Annotated in this window: 16 protein-coding genes; 7 read left to right on the forward strand and 9 right to left on the reverse strand. The window is 31.2% G+C overall.

Annotated elements, in window-relative coordinates; genetic code table 11:
* Nucleotides 1-13: 13 nt before the first annotated feature.
* The 4 genes from GBO31_RS09250 (at nt 14) to GBO31_RS09265 (ending at nt 9,012) form a co-directional block, all read left to right on the forward strand.
* A complete protein-coding gene (locus GBO31_RS09250) occupies nt 14-4,462 on the forward strand; it encodes a non-ribosomal peptide synthetase (protein WP_219008053.1) in 4,449 nt (1,482 codons plus the stop codon).
* 49 nt (nt 4,463-4,511) lie between these two features.
* Entirely contained in the window at nt 4,512-6,440 is a 1,929-nt protein-coding gene (locus GBO31_RS09255) for an alpha/beta fold hydrolase (protein ID WP_219008054.1), read from the forward strand.
* A 714-nt stretch (nt 6,441-7,154) separates the two neighbouring features.
* Nucleotides 7,155-7,871, forward strand: coding sequence for a 4'-phosphopantetheinyl transferase family protein (locus tag GBO31_RS09260; RefSeq protein WP_219008055.1), 717 nt, complete (start codon nt 7,155-7,157; stop codon nt 7,869-7,871).
* A gap of 289 nt (nt 7,872-8,160) precedes the next feature.
* The gene (locus tag GBO31_RS09265; RefSeq protein ID WP_219008056.1) at nt 8,161-9,012 is read left to right on the forward strand and encodes a helix-turn-helix domain-containing protein; all 852 of its coding nucleotides are present in this window, start codon (nt 8,161-8,163) and stop codon (nt 9,010-9,012) included.
* Nucleotides 9,013-9,076: 64 nt separating this feature from the next.
* Here GBO31_RS09265 and GBO31_RS09270 read toward each other — a convergent pair whose 3' ends face one another.
* From GBO31_RS09270 to GBO31_RS09295, 6 genes are all read right to left on the reverse strand, one after another.
* Entirely contained in the window at nt 9,077-9,886 is an 810-nt protein-coding gene (locus tag GBO31_RS09270; protein WP_219008057.1) for an OmpA family protein, read from the reverse strand.
* Nucleotides 9,887-9,951: 65 nt separating this feature from the next.
* Nucleotides 9,952-10,395: a hypothetical protein gene (locus tag GBO31_RS09275; RefSeq protein ID WP_219008058.1), complete on the reverse strand. Its 444-nt coding sequence runs from the start codon at nt 10,393-10,395 to the stop codon at nt 9,952-9,954.
* 68 nt (nt 10,396-10,463) lie between these two features.
* Nucleotides 10,464-11,711 (reverse strand): PepSY-associated TM helix domain-containing protein, encoded by a 1,248-nt coding sequence (locus tag GBO31_RS09280; RefSeq protein ID WP_219008059.1) that lies wholly within the window; start codon nt 11,709-11,711, stop codon nt 10,464-10,466.
* Between the two features lie 115 nt (nt 11,712-11,826).
* Nucleotides 11,827-14,157, reverse strand: a complete 2,331-nt coding sequence (locus GBO31_RS09285; RefSeq protein ID WP_219008060.1) for a TonB-dependent receptor — start codon at nt 14,155-14,157, stop codon at nt 11,827-11,829.
* Nucleotides 14,158-14,381: 224 nt separating this feature from the next.
* A complete protein-coding gene (locus GBO31_RS09290; RefSeq protein ID WP_219008061.1) occupies nt 14,382-14,591 on the reverse strand; it encodes a hypothetical protein in 210 nt (69 codons plus the stop codon).
* Between the two features lie 265 nt (nt 14,592-14,856).
* Nucleotides 14,857-15,792, reverse strand: coding sequence for a hypothetical protein (locus GBO31_RS09295; protein ID WP_219008062.1), 936 nt, complete (start codon nt 15,790-15,792; stop codon nt 14,857-14,859).
* Nucleotides 15,793-16,000: 208 nt separating this feature from the next.
* On the opposite strand from GBO31_RS09295, the gene GBO31_RS09300 reads away from it, so the two are divergent.
* The 3 genes from GBO31_RS09300 (at nt 16,001) to GBO31_RS09310 (ending at nt 19,282) form a co-directional block, all read left to right on the forward strand.
* A complete protein-coding gene (locus GBO31_RS09300; protein WP_219008063.1) occupies nt 16,001-17,095 on the forward strand; it encodes a helix-turn-helix domain-containing protein in 1,095 nt (364 codons plus the stop codon).
* 157 nt (nt 17,096-17,252) lie between these two features.
* The gene (locus GBO31_RS09305) at nt 17,253-17,807 is read left to right on the forward strand and encodes a hypothetical protein (protein ID WP_219008064.1); all 555 of its coding nucleotides are present in this window, start codon (nt 17,253-17,255) and stop codon (nt 17,805-17,807) included.
* Nucleotides 17,808-17,884: 77 nt separating this feature from the next.
* Complete coding sequence (locus tag GBO31_RS09310; RefSeq protein WP_219008065.1) at nt 17,885-19,282, forward strand: S41 family peptidase; 1,398 nt, start codon at nt 17,885-17,887, stop codon at nt 19,280-19,282.
* 75 nt (nt 19,283-19,357) lie between these two features.
* Here the strand turns inward: GBO31_RS09310 and GBO31_RS09315 are convergent, their stop codons facing one another.
* From GBO31_RS09315 to GBO31_RS09325, 3 genes are all read right to left on the reverse strand, one after another.
* The gene (locus tag GBO31_RS09315) at nt 19,358-20,629 is read right to left on the reverse strand and encodes an adenylosuccinate synthase (protein WP_219008066.1); all 1,272 of its coding nucleotides are present in this window, start codon (nt 20,627-20,629) and stop codon (nt 19,358-19,360) included.
* Nucleotides 20,629-21,096, reverse strand: a complete 468-nt coding sequence (locus GBO31_RS09320; protein WP_219008067.1) for a Fur family transcriptional regulator — start codon at nt 21,094-21,096, stop codon at nt 20,629-20,631. Before GBO31_RS09320 ends, GBO31_RS09315 begins: the two co-directional genes overlap by 1 nt.
* A gap of 83 nt (nt 21,097-21,179) precedes the next feature.
* A partial coding sequence (locus tag GBO31_RS09325) for an ACT domain-containing protein (RefSeq protein WP_343211298.1) occupies nt 21,180-21,548 on the reverse strand: 369 nt, incomplete at its 5' end.

The raw sequence follows: 21,548 nt of genomic DNA on the forward strand, positions 1-21,548 counted from the left end.
ATAGAATATCGACATGAAATTGACACTTCCACAACAAGATGTCTATTTTGAGCAGTTGTTATACCCTAACCAACCTATTTATAATATAGGTGCCAAAATAGTAATTAAGGGTAATATAGATTTTAAAACCCTGAATGAAGCTTACATAAAGCTTATCGAGCAGCATGATGCATATAGGAGTATTGTCGTCAATGCTGGAGGAAATGCTGAAATGAAAACCTTACCAGAACATGATTCTACTCTTGGTTTTATTGATTTTTCTAATCAAGAAGATGCTAATGATAAGGCTGAAACGTTCATGCAAACAACTTTTGTAGAACCTTTCGATTTTAATTCTAAAGAATTATTACACAAATTCATTTTGGTTAAAGTAGATGAAACAAATCACTATCTGTTTTCAGTATATCATCATATTATTACTGATGGTTGGGGAACATCCTTAATGTTTCAAAGACTAGTCAAAAATTATAATGAACTTATAGAATCCGGACGTGTAATAACAACATATCCTTATAACTATAAAGATTTTGTTCAGGATGATAGAGAATATAGTCTTTCGGAGGCATATTTAAAAGATGAACTTTTTTGGAAAAGTAAGTTTCAAAATCTTCCTGAACGTCTATTTGAAAAGCTTGATGATACTATTGATCTAAATAAGAGCAGACGAAAAGAGTTGATGATAAAACGTTCAGTATATAATGAACTTTTGGGTATAGCTAAAGAACATAAAAGTTCAACTTTTCATGTTATCCTGGCTTTGTTATATCTCTATTTTGGAAAGAAACATCAAAATAAAGATTTTGCCATTGGAATTCCAGTATTAAATAGAGGTAAGTCTGTTTTTAAGAAAACAGTAGGGCTTTTTATGGGAGTTTCCGCTTTGCGTATTTCTCTTGATTTTGAGGATACATTTGAAGACTTAATAGGTCAAATAAAACAACAATTAAGACAAGACTATCGTCATCAGCGTTATCCACTAGGAAAGTTGATAAAAGAACTCGATCTTTTCCAAGATAAGGATAGACTTTTTAATATTACATTGTCTTATGAAAAGCAGAATTATTCAGATCATTTTAAAAATACAGAAACTAGAGTTATTCCGTTAACTCATCAATCTGAAAGAGTTGCTTTAGCAGTTTATATCCGAGAGTTTGATGATCAGGAAGATGTCAAAATAGACTTTGATTATAATGTAAATTATTTTGATGAGGATTCAGCTAGTCAGTTAGTCGCACATTTTGAGTGTCTTATGAATGACGTGATTAAGAGTAGCAGTAAAAAGTTATCAGAATACAATTACTTAACGAATAGAGAGGAACAACAATTATTAGGAGCTTTTAATCAAACTGTATCAAACTATGATGGAGATGCAACACTAGTATCCTATTTTGATAATCAAGTAACAAAACGCCCAAATACAATTGCAATTCAAGATAGGTTTAAAACTTATACCTATGAGGAATTAAATATAGTATCAAATCAAATTGCTGACTATATTTCTAGAGAGATTGAATGCCAGGATACATCTCCTATTGCGGTTTTAATGAATCGTTCAGCAGATTTAGTGGCGGTTTTAATGGGAATTTTTAAATCAGGAAGAGCTTATATTCCTTTAGATCCGAGTTTCCCCAAAGAACGACTTAAATACATAATTACTCATAGTGATGTAAAATGTATTATAGGGAATGTTGAACAGCAAGATGTAATTGATACAAAGGTTAGGTTTGTTAATATTGAAACGATACTTAGCGATAGTACCCTTAATAAAACGTATTCTTTAAGCAGACCGAATTCATCAGATACGGCTTATATAATATATACTTCGGGATCTACTGGAAATCCTAAAGGAGTTGAAATAGGACATCAATCACTATTGAATTTTTTATTGAGTATCCAACAAAAACCTGGGATAACTAATGAAGACCTACTGTTTTCTGTTACCACTCAGTCTTTTGATATTTCGATATTAGAGTTCTTTACTCCGTTGATTTCAGGGGCAACATTATATGTTGTTAGTAATGATACGTTGATTGATCCGTTAGCTATAAAACAAGAATTAAAAGAAGTTAACCCTACTATAATACAAGCGACTCCTAGTTTTTATCAAATGCTTTATAATGCGAACTGGGAAGGAGATAATAGAGTGAAAGTATTATGTGGAGGAGATTTGTTAAGTGAATCTTTAGCTGAAAGCTTATTAAATACTTGCTCAGAGGTTTGGAACATGTATGGTCCAACAGAGACAACAATTTGGTCAAGTATAAAGAAGATTGAATCACCTAAGGATGCTTCCAATATTGGAAAGCCTATACATAATACATGCATTTATGTACTAGATGCATACAAGAAGTTGTTGCCAATTGGTACTTCTGGGACTATTTATATAGGAGGTGATGGATTAGCAAAAGGATATTTTAAAAACGAAACATTAACAAAAGAAAAATTTATAAATAATCCATTTGACGAAAGTGGAAAAATATATAATACTGGTGATATTGGTAAGTGGAATACTGATGGAGAAATTGAGTTTTTAGGTCGTATTGATCATCAAGTAAAAATTAGAGGATATCGTATTGAGCTGGGTGAAATAGAAACCAAACTGAACCAATTGGAAGCAATAAAATCATCAGTTGTTATTGCTAAAAAGAGAAAAAACCAGGAATCTTCATTAGTTGCTTATGTTGTTCTAAATCAAGAGAATCTTGATGTAGATGATATAATAGCCCATTTACAAAAAGAATTACCAGAGTATATGATTCCTTATACTTTTATTCCATTAGAGAGTTTTCCATTAACACCTAATAAAAAAGTAGACAGGAAAATATTAGCATCGAGAGATATAGAGGTTTCATCTAATACATCTAAACATAAAAAACCAACATCCTTTTTAGAGATTAAGCTTTGCGAATATTATAAAGAGGTTTTAGAAACAAAAAGTGAAATAGGTATCACAGATAATTTTTTCAGACTTGGAGGACACTCATTAAACGCAGTTAGATTAATAGGTAAAATAGAAAAAGAATTAGGATACCAGATTTCTTTGAAAACAATTTTTGATTATCCTACAATAGCATCATTATCGTCGTTTTTAGAGAGAAAAGAGATCCAAGAGTTAAAATCAATACCAAGAACAACAGTAAAATCTCATTACCCAATTACATTACCACAATATGCAATATGGTTGGCTTCATTCCAAAGTGAAAAGTCAGTCGCATATAATATGTTTAGATCTTATAGAGTAAATGGTGAGTTTGATCATGTATTGTTAGAAAAAGCATTCAGAAAAATTATTGATAAATATGAAATGCTACGAACAAATTTTGTTGAATTTGAAGGAGCTCCTCATCAAATAATTAGATCAAATAAAGAAACGCTATTTAAAATAGATCGTTTTTTTGTGGATAATTCCAATATAAAAAGAGAACTAGAAGAATATGCCAATCAAGAGTTTGATCTTAAAGAAGAAACTCTAGTACGTTTAGGAATGTTTGAAACATCAGCAGGAGATCGCCTATTATTATTTGTAACCCATCATATTATGATGGATGGATGGTCGCTAGAAGTTTTGATTAAAGAAGTTATTGGGCATTATATTTCTTTAACCTCAGAAATAAACTTTCAACAAGAAGAGCTAAGCCTTCAGTTTAAAGATTATGCTGTTTGGCAACATAATATGGAGCTTAATAACAAAAATGATAACTATCAATTTTGGAAACAGTATCTAAATAATTATCAATGGAGAAGTCTTGTTTCTTATGATCAGGATGAAAAATTGAGTGAAAAGTATTCTGGAAGTTTTTATCATTTCGACTGGGACAAGACATTTCTTGAAAGGTTAAATCAAACAGCATTAAGTCAAAAGACTACACTGCATACACTATTAGCTACAGCATTTAATATACTAATTTATAAAATGGAAGGGCTTAGTGATATTTGTATAGGAACTATAAATTCTGGGAGACCTTTTTCAGATCTACATTCTCAGATTGGAATGTTTGTAAAAACATTGCCATTACGTTTAAAAATAGATCCTGAACAATTGTTTACAGATATGTTACAAAATGTACAAGAGGATATGCTGGCAATTGATAAGCATCAAGATATTCCCGAAGAGATACTCAGCTCTTTAAGATTAGAAGCAATTTTGGTATTACAAAATCCTACGTTTAACTATGAGAAAATTGAAATAAATCAAGATTTCTCCTTAGAGTTTAATACAGTAGATGCAAAATACAATAGGTTGCCGCTATTAGTTAGCTTTTCTATAAATGAAGAGCATCTACATGGTTCTATTTATTACGATACAAGTAAATATGAAATCGAAACCATCGAACTTCTGGTTTTGAAATACAAAAAAATTCTTGAAGAGCTCGTACATAACTCGAATGTCTCAATAAATGACATAAATGCAGACTTAGCATTTGAACAAGAAAAAGCTATTGAAATAGATTTTAGCTTTTAAATATCACAAATAAATAAAATTAGAATAATCAGAAATTATGAGTTTTTATATGAAAAATATAACAGCAATTGTATTGTTGGTCTTTAGTTGTTTTACATCAATACAAAGTCAAAATGGATCTCTACAAAAGACGGAAACGTTTTTCCCTAATGCAGATGTATTAAAAGAGGATAGGATAGCGTATAAGTTTCTTTCCGTTCCCGAAAATTGGGATGATCCAAAAAGTAACACCATTAAAATCGCAGTTTCCATATTAAAAAATAAGTCTAATAAGACGGATGCTGATGCTGTTGTTTTTATTCAAGGTGGTCCTGGAGCTAGTGGTGTTCAAAACATTGGTTCTTGGTATAAGCATCCTCTTCGAGAAAAGAATGATATTGTCTTGTTTGATATTCGAGGAACCGGATTTTCAGAGCCTAGACTTTGTCCTGATTTAGGGAAAAAATTTATGGAAATCTTGGCTAAAAATCAATCAGAAACAGAAGATGAAAAGCAAAAAACAGCTGAAGCATTGTCGTGTAAACAAGATCTTTTAAATCAAGGAGTAGATATAGAGGCTTATAATAGTTTATCAGTGTCACAAGATTTACATGCTTTAAAGACGTTATTGGGATATTCTAATTGGCATGTTTATGGAGCTTCTTATGGTACATATATGGCCCAAGTATATGCCAATATGTATCCAACAGATATTAAAACCTTATCATTGGATTCTTCCATTTCTGATATATCAACATACTATACAAAGAATACAACTAATTATATAAGCAGTCTTTCTAAAGTATTTAAAAAATGCTTAAATGACTCCGTATGCAATGATCAATATCCAGATTTAGAGCAGGTCTATTACAAAACTATTGCAGATTTAGAAGAACAACCAATAACTGTAAAAGTTGACAAAAAACTGATTGAATCAGGTGAGTTTACCTATAACTCCGAGGATTTTAAAATAGCAATACAACAAGCATTATATCATAAGAAACTTGTAGAGGTTATTCCTCTTTTAATCTATCAATTTCAGGAAAGAAATGAAGATGCTTTAGGAAATTTAGTGCCTGCCTTTTCTAGTTTGTTGGGTATGGATTATGGAGTATATTATTGTGTAAGTTGTAATGAAACACTACCCAACAATAAAATCTCAGAATACCAAACAGATGCATCTAGATATAAAGGATTAAAAGGTGGAGTTTCCTTTTACAAATCGGATTTTAAGGTATGTGAGAAATGGAACCTTAGTCGACAGGATACAATAGTACCTTATGATTTATCTAAATTATCAAGTATATCATCTCCAGTACTCATATTTTCCGGGGAATATGACCCTATAACTCCAGTTGGAAATGGTGATGAAGTAGCTCGAAAATTTAAAAATGGATATACCGTTATTGGGCATAACCTAGGTCATGTTCCAGGTTTTACAAAAACAGGTAATCAAGTAGCTGAAGCTTTTATTAATGATCCTGATAAGCAAATAGATGTCTCTGCATTCAACAATGAAGATGCTGTGGACTTTGTTAATGGCGTTGTTATTAATCCAGGTGTCTCAAAAGTTGGTAATAACCTAAGTAAAATTAATTTAGTCTTTTTACTTCCATTGTTTGTGGCATTGCTAATAATGTTTGTGTTTGTGTTCACATATGTGACCAAATTAGTGAAGAAACAATACAATACTAATTCTGATAAAATAATAAGAGTTCTTAGTATTCTAACATCTATTGTTGGGATCACTGGCTTGATTAGTCTTGTTTTGGCTTTAATGAAAGTAGCTGGTCAAAACTATTTTGTCTTAGCATTTGGTCTGCCGGAAAATTTCAATTACATATTTACCGTATTACTAATATTTAGTGTATTACTCTTTATAACAATGTTATACTTCATAGTTCGGATTAAAATTATCAATGACAGAAGTATTGTTTTTTCAGTGCTGTTCTCAAACATTTTACTATTTACGTATCTGTTCTATTGGGGTGTCTTATAAAGACTAATTCCTTGATGGTAGATTTGGCACTTCTGAATTGAGGAAAAGTAATTCTACTTGTAATAGTCTCAACGAATAAACTCTTAATGAGTAGTACTCGAAAATATGTTGAAGGCTTAATAAAGCACATAAAAGAGAGCAGTTCTAAAAAATGGTAAAGAAGAATCCAATCTTTAATGGATTTATAATAACCATAAACCTATTAAAACATCTAAAATTTCGAAAGGATGAAAAAAAGAAAAACTTTTAATATTAAAGATAAAGTTACGTGTAAAGTAAAACGAAGTAAGGCTAAAGTAGGAACAATTGCATTAGAAGATTCGTGTACTTGTAAAAATCATACCTGTCCCTTTAATCAGGCGTAGCTGAATGATGTGCAAGGACGTATTCAACTCTTGACATCAAAGAAAATTTAAAAAGTAAATATACTGTTAATAGCCATAATCTTGGCCATGTTCCAAGCTTCAATAAAAAAGAAATCAGAGAATAGCATCTTTTATTCAAAGTCTCCATAAAAATTAGACCTCTATGTATTCACAAGGAAAGATACAATCGATTTTGTTAACAGAATCGTTCTTGATCCTAGTGTTTATAAAGTAGAAAATAATTTAGGTTAAATAGGCTAAGTCTTTCTATTTCCATTGCTTTTGGCGTTGTTAACAATATTTGCTTTTACATGAACAAAAACTGTAAAGTGAACTGAAATCATAGAATATGAAGAATCATATTATTAATGAGCAAAATTTATCACAAACTATAGTGTTTAGTGATCCGAAAACACATATACAAACTAATATTAAGCAGGATGAATCATATCTGCTGCATTATACTTTTACAGAAAAGTTTGATGTTGAAGTTTGGGATTATTATCTAAATATTTTACCTCGAAAATTTCAAAATGAGGTTTTGAGATATAGGAGATGGCAGGATAGATATAATTGTTTAATTGGCAAACTTCTAGTTTATGTTGGTCATTATATGTTTTGTGGAGCTTCCCTAGAGTTTGATAGGTTTTTAAAAGACTCTTTTGGGAAACCATATATAGAAAACTGTAATATTCATTTTAATATTTCTCATAGCGAAAATACTGTGGTATGTGCTTTTAGTAAAAAAAATATAGGAGTGGACATAGAGGAAATAAATAATCTTGATGTAACTATGTTTGATAATGTTTTTAGTTCGGATGAGATGGAAAAAATTAATAAAGATGGGGTTTCGAGGTTTTATGAATTTTGGACTATAAAAGAAGCAGTATCCAAAGCTATTGGACAAGGATTAGGAATCCCTCTTTTAGAGATCAAAATAAAAAATCAGTATGCTATTTATGATAATAACAAATGGCAAATTAAGAGTTATAAGATGCAAAATAAATATTGTACAGTGGCTTCGGGGTTTTGTAGCAATTTGATTTTGAAAGAAATAAAGTTTTAAGATGATATAATTGATTTTAGGTTTGTCAAAACTGTAATTTTTAGATATGGAGTTCCTAAATATTTTTCATTGTGGCCGGTGTATAGAAAGACATATCTTGTATATTTTTAGGAACTCTCATCTTTCTTAACACCAAGAATTGAATCCAGCTATTTTTATAGCTGGATTTTTATTTAAGGAATACTAATTTATACCGACTTCTCTTAGAGTAAAAGGTTAAAGAATGTAAATTATTCCTTAACAGTAAAGGATTTTTCTTTTATGATAAAATTTATTTGTTAATTTGAATATGAGATTAGATTATTCTAGCATAAAAGATGAGAGCACTTTTATTCTTACCGATTTTAATTGTTCTCCTGCATTAGACTTGTTAACTAACAAGGGACTTTATAAAATTTTGTGGAGTAAAGAACAAGCTGTAAGTTTTCGAGTAGATGGTTCTCTTATTAAATTAGAAAAAGATCAAATCATCTTTTGTACACCAATTAATGTATTAGAAATCGATAAAAATACAGAAGGAATCGTTTCTCTAGTATTTAACAGAGAGTTTTATTGTATTCAAGATCATGACCAAGAAGTTTCTTGTAATGGATTTTTGTTTTTTGGTTCTTCAGTTCCACAAATATTAACACTTAAAGAAAAGGATAAAGAAAGTTTTGGTTTTATGTTCGATTCTTTTCAGGAAGAGTTTGAGAACAAAGATCAAATACAAGGAGAAATGCTTAGAACGTTGTTGAAGAGTTTTTTGATCAAATCCAGAAGACTTATTAAAGAAGAATTACCAGAACCTGGATTGCCAAATAATCAATTAGACATCATTAGAAGATTTAATATTCTCATCGAAAAACATTTTAGAGAAAAGCATCAGGTAGCGGATTATGCTGAGTTATTGTTTAAGTCTCCTAAAACCTTATCCAATTTGTTTCATAAATATAGCGATAAATCACCACTAGCTACTATTAATGGACGTATTGTGTTAGAAGCAAAGAGGTTATTGTTATATTCTGATAAAACATCTGAAGAAATCGCTTATGAACTTGGATATAAAGAAGCGGGACATTTTTCGAAATTCTTTAAAAAGCATACTGGGTTAAATCCATCAGAATTTAAAAATAAAAAGCTGGCAAGCTTTTTAAAATAATAGTATTAAAAAAGCCAACTTTATAAAGTTGGCTTTTTTATGATTTCTATAGAACTATTTGATACTAGTTTTTCATGTTCTCCTTTACTAGGTTATAGAAGTTCTTAAATTTAGGATCTATAATAATTCTAGTAACTGTTTCAATTCCTTCAGTACCATATTCACTTTTTCCTAAGGCTTCCATTCTTTTAGGATCTACTTTATAATCTGATTGAAGTACTCGTACTACTGATGCTGCTTGTCTAGAACTTAAATCCCAGTTATCAATCAGTTTTTTACCGTCTAGTTTTAGTGCATTACTGTTTCCTTCTACGATGATATTTAGATCAGGATTGGCGTTCAATGTAGCTGCAATTTTTTCTAAAGTAGGCTTTGCTTTATCTGACACGATATAGTTTTTATCATCTTCTCCAAAAAGTGTAGTATTTGGTAAAATAATAAAAATAGTTCCATTCCCAATTTTTAGATTATCACCACCAATTGCATTTTTAAATTTGCTAAATACTGCTAAATTGATAGAGTCATTAGCGGTAATTGCATCATTAATAACATTTAATTGTTTATCCTTGGCTTTGATGATCTCCTGAGATGTTTGAAGATTACTAGCTTTTTTATTAGATAATTCAGTAAAGCTATTCATATTCGAAAGAAGGGTAGCATTAGTTTCTTTAAGATCCGCTACTTGTGCTTCCATAGTCTTTACTTTGGATTGACTTACTCTTTCGTTTTTACGAGCTTCTACTAGTTCGCCATCTTTGGTTCTAAGTTCTTGTCGAAGCTTATCGATTTCAGCTAATAAATCTTTCTTTTTCTGAGCTTGTACAACAGTATTGGTAAAAAATAGTACAGAGGCTAATAAAATAATTTTTCTCATTTGGTTTAAGCGATTTGTTGCAGCAGCAAAAATAAACAATTTTATAAACTATAGATTAAAGTTCATTATGATGACTTTTTTAATAGTTTTTCAGCGTTTGCAATGCTAGAGTTTATTTGTTCTTTGAGTTTATTAACTTCAACCTCTTCTTTTTGGAGCATCTTCATTTTAGCTTCGAATTTATCCGCATCATCAGCAGTAACCTCTTCTCCGTAAGGGAATTTGGTGCTAAAATTACTCATCCAATCCATCATAAAATCATAGGAGTCTTTAAGATCTTTTTGCGCTTTTTCATAACTTTTTCCAGTAACAGTAGTGTCAATTTTTGATTCTAATTCTTTGATTAAAGAACTCATTGATCCCATCTTGGGCATTACTTCATCGTGTACATCGATTACTTTTTGCATCAGTACATCAAATTCTTCTTCTTCTTTGGATAATCCATTACAAGAGAAGTTTAGTAAAAGGCCTATTATTACTAAGAAAGGCCATAGTTTATTGGTATTCATCGGTATGTTTTTTTAATATTTCAAATGTATTATTTTTTTAAAAATCAACCTATTATGGTTGTATAGGATTAAGAAATTTTGGAGAATTTATATTTTCTAAAGTATTCTATTGCTAAAATGATTAAAATACTTCCACCAAAAAGAGGGAAGATGAGAGATAATATACTGATCAATATAACAACTCCGTATCCAACTTTAAAAGAAGTAGGGACCTTAGGTACTCCCCAACTTTTCTTTCTTTTTCTTAATACATAAGAAGCTAGAGCAGAAATACTCATGATTGTAAACAAAATGGCAGTGAGTAGAATTAACCACCAGTTCCAACCTCCAAATTCTCCCTGATGAAAAGCCATGAACCACATTCTTCCTCTCATCAAAATTCCAACATCTTTCCAGGTGTGTTTCAGAATGGGTTTTCCTGAATATTGATCAAAATGTATCTTTTGTTGAGAAGCTAAATCAGATGGATTAAAATTAGAAACGCTAAAAACACCTTTTGGCCCTTTAGGAAAACTTACGGTAACCTTTCCAGGTAGTTGTAATGCTTCTGCTTTCATCACCATTTGATCTAAAGTTAATGCTGTTCCCGAAACATTGGACTTGATTTGATGTCCTTGCCAAGTGGCGGGATAACCTGTATTTGTTACCTTTTGAATGGTTTTGAAGTTTTCTCCAAATACATCTGTCCAAGGAAAACCACCAGCAAGAATCATGAGTAATAATATAGATATCCAAAACCCAGAAATTGCATGTATATCTCGATACAATGTCCTTTTGTTTATACCAGTTCTTGGTATGAAATATCCTTTTATTTTCCAACCTCTTTTAGGCCACCAAATGTATAATCCTGTTAGGATCAGCACTATCATCCAACTGGCTACAAGTTCTATGATTTTGGTTCCAAATCCACCCATTAACAATTCTCCGTGCAATTTTCTTACACTATACATTGTGGTATTTTTTCCGATGATTTCACCTGAAACTTTGCTAGTATATGGATTAATGAAAATGCTGCTTTTACCACCAAACCTTCCAGATACAAACTCCGTAGCTTGATTAGGAGATGTTTTTAATACCATTGAATTCGGTTTTTTTACAGCGTTTTTATTTGCAATATCCCATTGTTCTTGCAATGAAATTGGAGTTCCTGCAATGGTAACTTCTTTTATATGTTTTTGTCTTGGAGTTTCGTAATCGGCCTTAAACAAATATATAATCCCAGTTAAAGAAAGTATAAAAACAAACGGAAGAGAGATAAGTCCGGCAATGAAATGCCATTTCCATAACCAAGCATTCAATTTTGATTTTTTTTCCATAATATTCGTGTTGAAAAGAAAAACTTAAAAAGAGCTACTACAACATCTTTCTTTTTGATAATATCATTGTAATTGATATTGTAGTAGACACTTATCTTAAGTTGTACCTTTGATATTAAAAAATATACCTCATTCCAAGATGAAAAGCTCTAGGGTTTCCAATTGTAAAACTATTTTCTCCTCTAAATCGATTAAAAGAAGCCCTAGCTGCATATAATTCATCAAATAGATTTAGAGCATGCCCCCAGATTTCAATACCTTTATAATTAAAAGAAGCTCTTAGATTAAATACATTATGTCCGTCGTAAGTAGCAGTTCCAAACGTTCCATCTTCGTTTTCAACTTGATTTTCAAAACTTGTATTGTACTCACCAACCAGTTCATGTTCTGCGGTAATACTAAAACCAAGAGCACCAAAGTTTTTACGATATGTTATTCCTGAATTTCCTAATAGGTTAGGAGCGGTTTCTCTTTCAGTATCTGAATAATCAATGCCACTGTCAAAAAAGTCTATATAACGATGCTTTGCATAGCTACCATTATGGTAAATTGATAGATCTTTTAGCGGATTCCATGTAATCCCATATTCAATACCATAAGATCTGGTTTTACCAGCATTGGTATTAAAAAAGTTATCATCATCATCACGTAAAGTAATCAAAGTGTTTTTTCCTTCTAGCAGATAAATCGCCGCATCTAATTTAAGTTTAGCGGGCATTGTATAGTAACCACCGATTTCGTAATTATTGTATCTACTTGGTTTTATTCCCTGAACCTGATTTCGATTTCTGTATAGTGTAGAAACCTGTGGAGGAGTAAAACCTTGTGAATAATTCGCATACATTCCGGCTTTGGAAGAAAAATTATAATTAATTCCAAGTTTAGGAGTAAGATTATTGAAATTATCTACAGCATCTTCTACACCAACAATTCCATCTGCCAGATTATCATAATCATATTCAAAACCATCATATCGTATCGCAGCGGTTATTTTTAAAGGCTGAATTGGTGATATTTCATATTGTAAAAAACCTGCATAATTAAAAATATCGGCTTCATAGTTTAGCAGAAAATCTCCAGAATTAATACTGAAATCAAGATTTCTACCAGTTTCAGGATCAACAATAATACTAGTGGTTTCGGCAACATACTTTTGAGGAGAGAAATCACCAGTAGCACCAAGTATTAAAGATGAATTTGCAAAATTGAAGTCTAGTTTGTGTTGGATTAGTCCAACAAAACTTCTGAATTGATTAGAGTTCACCTCTCCAGATCCAAATCCTGTTAATTGTCCTTGATCTCTAAACTGACGTACTCTGTACGATGGATTTTGATCCATAGTATTATCTCTGAAAACAAAATTAAATGAGGTCTTATTTCTTTCATTCCAGAACTTATCTAAAGTGGTTCTTAACCTAAAGGCTAAAGCTTCTCTTTCTGTAAAGGTTTGATCACTTTCAAAATTCCCTCCAAAATAATCAGATTCACTTAGGGAACCTGTCATATCCGATCTATAGTCTACAATATCTAAAACCGTAGTCCATTTTGTAAATGGAGAGAAATCATATACGGTTTTGAATGTTACGGCAAGTTTTTCATAATCACTGTGCTCTATTGGACCATTTTCTCTTTGTACGTAATGACCTCCTAAGTAGAAACCAAAGGTTTCACTTGTTTTATCAGACACTTCTAATTCATAACGAGATAAACCGATATCATTAATTTGAAAACCTAAACTTCCGCTTAACTCTTCTGTAGGGTTTTTAGTGATAAAATTAAAACTACCTCCAATAGATTCACTTCCGTAGATACTAGAAGCAGGACCTTTAAGAACTTCTATTCGTTCATACGAAACATCATTCATCTCTAATAATGCATTATGGTTAAATACCGAAGTTGGGCGTATTTGCAATCCATCTTCTAGATATAGGAAAAGTGCTTTGGTAGAAATAGGAGATCGAACGGCCATAAAATGTTGCTCATTACTAGCGGCTCTTGATGTGGACATAAATACACCTGGTACTTGATTTACCAATTGATCAATACCAAAAGCTTTTGTTTCTTCTATGTTTTTGGCAGAAATCGTAGAAATTGATCCAGGAACTTCAGAACGTTTCTGAATTTCTCTACTCGCAGAAGTAACTAGCACTTCGTCTAATGCAACATTATCTAAAGTTAGACGTATAATGTTTTGGTCATCCGTAAGTTGTATTGTTTTCGTAATGTATCCTAAAAAACTAACCGTAACTTTAGTGGAGTTTTGTAGCGTGATCTCAAAAGAACCATTTATATCTGTCATAACGCCATTTGAAGGTGTACTTGTTTCTGATATGGTTGCTCCTGGTAGTGGGTTGTTGGAATTATCGACAACTTTTCCTTGAAAAGTTTGTGAATAGCTATGTACTCCTATACAAAGAAGAATAGCCATAATTATGATGTTTTTCATTGTTGAAAATCTGTAAAACTCACATCAAAAATTGATATGTGTTTATTTGTTAAGTTGAAAAATTATAGATGTTGTAATGCTATTTTAACAGCATTATAGGGAATCCAAATACTTTCTATAATTAATAGTTTTTGGTCTCAATAATGCATACAGCATTTTACCGACAAATAGAAATCATGAGCCGGTTTGTAGGATGTTATACAATCACTAAATAGGATTGATAGTTATGACAAATAAATCTCTGGTGGATGATCTATAACTTTGGAAACATCTTTTGTAGATAAATTTGATGTTTTCCAATTCTTTTGAAGTGTTATATGAAAAGTTAGGATGTTCTCAATATTCAGTGTGTTGTCTTCGAAAAATAATGGGATAAAAGCTTCTAATATCGGAATGGAAGCTTCAGAGTTTTGGTTATCAGCTATTGTACTCATTTTCATCTGAGTCATTAAATAACATTTACCATTACAGTTTAATTTAGGTCGTTTTTTGTTTATACAATATTTCTCTATGATTGTATCAATATTTAATTGATAATAGAGTACGCTACTAATTTCTATCGTAGGTCTTAACACGAAGGCAGCGAATATGAATATTGAAAAAAAGACTCTCAATTAGTACGTTTTCTAATTTTGGCGCAAATATACTACTCTCTCAAGGATTTTTAAAAATCCCTATGGTAAAATAAAACATCAGAATTCATAATTTTATCTGAACACTATATACCTTGCTTAACCCATTTTCATATGGATTCATTAGCGTAAGTAGTTGTTCTATATTTTTCGATAACGCAAAATCATTTTTTATTATTGTCCTTTTACTCGTGAAGTACAAAGTGTTTGTGTTTGTATCATAATATGGACAATAATCCATTTTGTCAGAATTTATTGGTTTGGATAAAATTTGAGCTTTAGACCATGTATTATCAGTTGTTTTTTTAGAAATGTATAAATCTCCACTACCAAACCCATCTTTCCTTTGATATCCGCCAAAAATTAAAAAAGATTCATCTGGAGCAATATAGGCATTGTATTCATATCCTTCTGAATTTATTGCGTCACTTAGGGAAATAGGGGCAGCGTAATTATTGTTTTTCCATTCACTCACAAAAATATCATCCTTTCCTTTGGTACCTTTTCCTGTACTTGTAAAATATAAATTTCCATTGGCAGCGATAGAAGGGTAGAATTCATCTCCATCTGTATTTATAGGTGATCCAATGTTTATAGGTTTTGACCAATCTGAGTTAACATTTTTTCTTTGGATATACCAAATGTCTTGATCTTTGGGTTGATCAGCTGATGAATCAATAGGTCTATTCGAAACAAAAAATAATGTAAGACCGTCTGGTGAAAACATAGGTTCTAAATCTGTATATTGACCAGAAAAAGCAGCTACTGTAGGCTCTTGCCATTTGTTTTGTTTCTTTTTGACTTGTATTATGGTGGATAATTCTCCAGAATATCCTTGTGCTGTAAAATACACTTCATCTTGTGTAGGAGATATAGTGAAGTCTCTTACAGTAGGGAATTTTGAAATTATTTCTTTTAAAACAGGTTCAGCTTTCAAATTTTTTTGACTAAATGAAGTTTGTATTAAAAGCACTAATACAACAAAAAGAAGCATCTTTTTCATAAAAATAGAAGGATTGATTGATCAAATGAGTAAGATAAAGATTATACTTGTACAAGTATATTAAAGGTATTATAAAACCAGGAGCGTAATGTGTTTCCGCCTTTCTTTTTTTAAGAGCTAGTTTTGAGTCCTGTAATCCTTTGTTTGCCACAAGTGCTAATTTTTGAAGTATTTAATTATATTGATTGATAACTAACTTTTACCTGTATTGAATAGTACCTTATTAGATTTTGCCATTATTGCTAGTGGATGTATTGGATATTTTATAAGTATCTCATTGATCACTACTTCTTTTTATAAGAGTCGAGCTAATAAATATCTCGCGTTATCATTGTTTTTACTGACAAGTTTGACCTTTTTAGGTTGGTATGAGATTGATAATATTGTCTTACAATTTTTAGACAATATTATGTTAGAACTTCTAGTAGGAGTTACTTTATTCACTTATTTTCTAATTCAAATTAAACATAAGTACCTTACTAAAAGTTGGTATAAATGGCTTTATTTTCCGTTCGTTGCCTCTTTGATTCTTGAAATATTTATTTCTTTTTTTGATTTTGTTTTAAATCTTTACAATCCAATTTTTGATGCTATAGCATATGGTATTAAAGATAATTTATCGGTTATCTATAATGTGTTTTTGATCTTTTGGGGGAGGAAATTAATAAAAGGATCTGTTACCATTTCAAAAGATAAAAAGCGCTGGTTATTACGACTGAACTTTTTCCTAGTGTGTCTTATTTTATATTGGTTTTTGTCTTTTATAGAATTTTATATAAATGACTCAGAATATATGCTGGATTTTCTATGGATACTACTATCCTTTTTGTTCTGGTGGATATTGTATTATGGAATTTTTAAACTACAGATCATTGTTCAAAGGGATGAAATTCATCAATATTTGGTTTCTAAAAAACTACATGTTGCTCAGACAAAAAAGAAAATAAATGAAACTACAGTTTCAAAAGTTATTACAGAATTATACAAATTAATGGAAGAAGAGGAATTGTATAAAAATCCTCTTTTGAGTAGATTAGATCTGGCAAATCGATTACAAACAAGCGAAGGGTATTTATCCCAAATCGTAAACCAGGAAATACATAAGAGTATTATTCAGTTTGTAAATGAATACCGCATTGAAGCTGCTAAAACATTACTTCACGATCCAATATTTAGTAAATATTCTATAGAAGCTATTGGTATGGMAGTTGGTTTCAAATCCAAGAGTACTTTCTATAGTACTTTCAAAACAACACTAGGAGTGTCTCCTGGGGCATATAGAAAACTTCAAAAAACGTCCTGATTCGTATACTTCTGCCGTTTCAGCACTTCTTCCGACATAAAATTACGTTGTTGTTTTTTTGATACATATACTTTTACTCGAGTAAAATTTAAAAACAAAAAAATGACAACTAACTACTTGATCTTAATTAATAACCCTTTTCAAATTAATATTTAGTATGAAAAAAGTAATTTTTAGTTCCATTTTAATAATGATTTCATATCTGACATTCGCTCAAGACGCTAAAGATGTATCTGTAGAAAAATCCATTTTTGGAATTCAAGTAGGAGTAGTAGGTGCATGGATCCATAATGAATTAAAGTTAACGGATCAAATTGCATTGCGAAGTGAAATAGGAATTTCGATTGAAGGCTTATGGACAGAAGACAATGGAAACGGAGTTGGTAGTGGTACTTCATTACCTGTACTATCCTTAGAACCTCGTTGGTATTACAATGTACATAGAAGAGCAAGTAAAGGAAAAAGAATAGACGGTAATAGTGCTAATTATCTATCACTACGTGGGAGTTATTATAACTATGACGGTTCTGAAGCTAAAAGAGATCGACTGAATCATCCTGTTTTAGCTGCTATTTGGGGTATTAGAAGGAATATCGGTAAGCATTTTAATTATGAAACAGGCATCGGGCCAGCGCTGGGTTTCGGAAACGATAATGGCAGAAAAATTGGTTTGACACCCTATGTTTCTTTCAAAATTGGATATCGTTTTTAAAAGATAGTATGAATAGGCTTTGCCATATTCCTTCCATAACCATGTCAACTTCTTATAAAATTTTAAAAATAAATAACATGTTATCTATAAATAAACAAGAAATCTATCCAACAATCATTAAAAATTTAAATGTACTTCTTTTATTATTTTTCATTATTTCCTGTCAATCCGATGATGATATTACACTTCCAATAGAGGATCCATTAAACGGTTTTTGGCTATCAGCCGAAAAAGGATACATTATGGAGTTTACAGACGGTAAGGATATACTTTATAATATCAATACAGCTGGATGCGCAATTCAGGAAGATGATTTTATGCTAGAGGATTTTGAGCTTCTTCAGGTTAGTGAAAATGAAATAATAGCAACTTCGGCCTTATCAGATTCTGAAGTGAAGCTTACTCGATTAACAAATCAAAATCCACTTTGTCTGCCTGATCAGATAGCTGTAACCGAAGATCCAAAGGTAAATTTTGATCACTTTTGGAATATTTTCAATGATTATTATGCTTTTTTTGAAGCTCGAAATGTAGACTGGTCTAAGTATGAAAGTTTAAGGGATCAAGTTACCACAGAAAACTTTTATGATATTCTAGAAGAATTAGTTCTCTTATTAGAAGATGGACATGTTAGTATTATAGATGAAGATAATAATATTCAGATTGAGTCTGGAACTCCTAGGATTTTGGAAAGATTAAATAGCAATTTAAGTGGAGACCTTTTAATAGAAAATGTAGAGGATTATGTTGATTTAGGGAATGAAAAATTGATAACCATAGTATCTGATTATTTAAATGGAAGTTTTGAGATAGATGAAAGAGATAATATCCTTTGGGGATTGATTAATGAAGATATTGGATACATCAATATCATTGGTATGGAAGGTTATGGAACCGATTTTAATAATGAGTTATCATCATTAAATGAAATATTGGATACAATTATGGATGATCTGGAAAGCTCGGGAGTTTCTAAATTAATTATTGACATACGTTTTAATAGTGGTGGTATAGATACAGTAGCTCTAGATATTGTATCACGATTTATGGATCAGGAAAGAGTTTCATATTTTAAAAAGGCAAGATTAGGGAATAGTTTTACTGAAAATAAATCTTTCTCGGTAGCACCAAAAGGAAATTTTCAGTTTACGGAAGATATTATCTTACTTACCAGTCCTGCATCTATAAGCGCAGCAGAACTTTTCGCCTTATGCATGAAAGATTTACCATATGTTACTATTGTTGGAGAACATACAGCAGGAGCATTTTCAACAATCCTCACGCATACATTGCCTAATGGTGCAGAAGTTGGTGTATCTAATGAAATATATAGTGATGCGCAAGGCGAGGTTTTTGAAATAGTCGGAATAGGACCAGAAAATCCGGAAAATCAAATACCATTTTTTTCAACCTTAGATTTTCAAGAAGGAAAAGATAGTGGAATAGATAGAGCTGTTGAACTACTTCAAAATTAGATAGGGTAGAAGATGAAACAAAAAACCCCTCAAACACATTTGATTGAGGGGTTTTGTATTTTAGATAATAGATAATTATCTATGTATAGTTTGCGTTCTATCTGGTCCAACAGAAACAATAGTGATAGGAGTTTCTAATTCTTTTTCTAAAAATTCGATATACTCATTTAATTCTTTTGGAAATTGAGATTTATCACTCATTTTGGTAAGATCCTCAGACCAACCTTTCATCTCAGTATAGATCGGTGTTACATTTTCTGGTTCGATGTTATATGGTAAGTGATCTATAGTTTCTCCTTTGTACTTATATGCTGTACAGACTTTTAAGGTCTCAAAACCACTTAAAACATCACCTTTCATCATCATTAGTTGTGTAACTCCATTAACATGTACGGCATATTTTAAAGCAACTAAATCTAACCAACCACATCTACGTGGTCTTCCTGTAGTAGCACCAAATTCATTACCAACACGTCCCATAGTTTCTCCATCTTCATCAAATAATTCAGTAGGAAAAGGTCCACTTCCTACTCGTGTAGTATATGCTTTAAATATTCCAAAGACTTCTTTTATTTTGTTTGGAGCCACACCTAATCCTGTACAAGCTCCTGCAGCCGTAGTATTGGAAGAGGTAACAAATGGATAGGTTCCAAAATCAATATCTAATAAAGAACCTTGCGCACCTTCGGCCAATATTTTCTTACCTTCTTTTTGTGCTTGATGAAGATATTCTTCGCTATCAATAAAAGTTAATGATTTTAAAGTCTCAACCGCCTCAAAGAAATCTTGTTCTAATTCCTGTAGATCGTATTCTATTTTTGCATCGTAGAAATCAATCATGGCTTCATGTTTATTGGCAAGGGTTCGGTAACGCTCTTTCCAATCACTTAATTCTAAATCACCAACTCGTATACCATTTCTACCGGTCTTGTCCATATATGTAGGACCAATTCCTTTTAAGGTAGATCCAATTTTTGCCTTTCCTTTTGATGCTTCAGAAGCAGCATCAAGAATTCTATGTGTAGGTAAAATTAAATGTGCTTTTCTGGATATAAGAAGCTTTGATTTATAATCTATATTAAATTTGGCAAGATTATCCAGTTCTTTTTTAAAGATCACCGGATCGATTACGACACCGTTTCCTACTAGGTTAACCGCTTTGTCATGAAAAATTCCACTTGGAATTGTATGTAATACATGCTTTATTCCATCAAACTCTAAAGTGTGTCCTGCGTTAGGGCCTCCTTGGAATCTAGCTATAATATCATAATTTTTTGTAAGAACGTCTACAATTTTTCCTTTACCTTCGTCTCCCCATTGAAGACCAAGTAATAAGTTTACCGCCATTAGTTTTCTTGATTAGTTGGTTTTTTCTTAGTTCCGTAGAAATACAATGAATGGTTTGTAATTTCTACATCAAAAATTTCTTCGATTGTTTTTTTTATGGATTGTATTCTAGGATCACAAAATTCTAAAACATCACCAGTATCTGTTAATATTAAATGGTCATGTTGCCTGTCGAAATATGATTTTTCATATTGTGCCTGACTTTGACCAAATTGGTGCTTGCGAACTAGTTTGCAATCTAGTAATAATTCTATAGTGTTATAAAGTGTAGCTCTACTAACACGATAGTTTTTATTTTTCATTTTGATATACAGCGATTCTATATCAAAATGCTCTTCACTTTCATATATTTCTTGAAGTATAGCGTAACGCTCTGGTGTTTTTCTATGTCCATTTTCTTCTAGAAAACTGGTAAACACATTTTTAACGATATTTTGATCGTTTTGCGCAGTTGTTTTGGTACTCATAATGATTTAAAAAACAAATTTACATTATTTTTATTAGTGAGAGCCCAAATTTATAAATAGTTATTAATAAAAAATAACATGATTTATTCTCGGATGACTTTATCAATCCCATTTACTTTAGAAAGATTTTGAATTACTGTTTTTAGTGTATTCTTATTTTTTACACCAACGGTGATTTTTCCAGTAAATACGCCATCATTCGTGTCAAAATTCATATTATAAATAGCTAAATGCATGTTATTAGATATAATCTGCGTAACCTCATTCACAACGCCTATATTATCAATTCCATTAAGCCTGATTACTGCTTTGAATTCTTCTTGGCTTGAGTCAATCCATTTAGCCTGTATAATTCTATATGCATAATTACTTTGCATTTGCAAGGCATTAGGACAATCTTTTTTATGAACTTTAATACCTTCATTTACAGTTATAAAACCGAAAACATCATC

The sequence above is a fragment of the Aquimarina litoralis genome (genome assembly GCF_019295435.1).
Lineage (GTDB): Bacteria > Bacteroidota > Bacteroidia > Flavobacteriales > Flavobacteriaceae > Aquimarina > Aquimarina litoralis_A.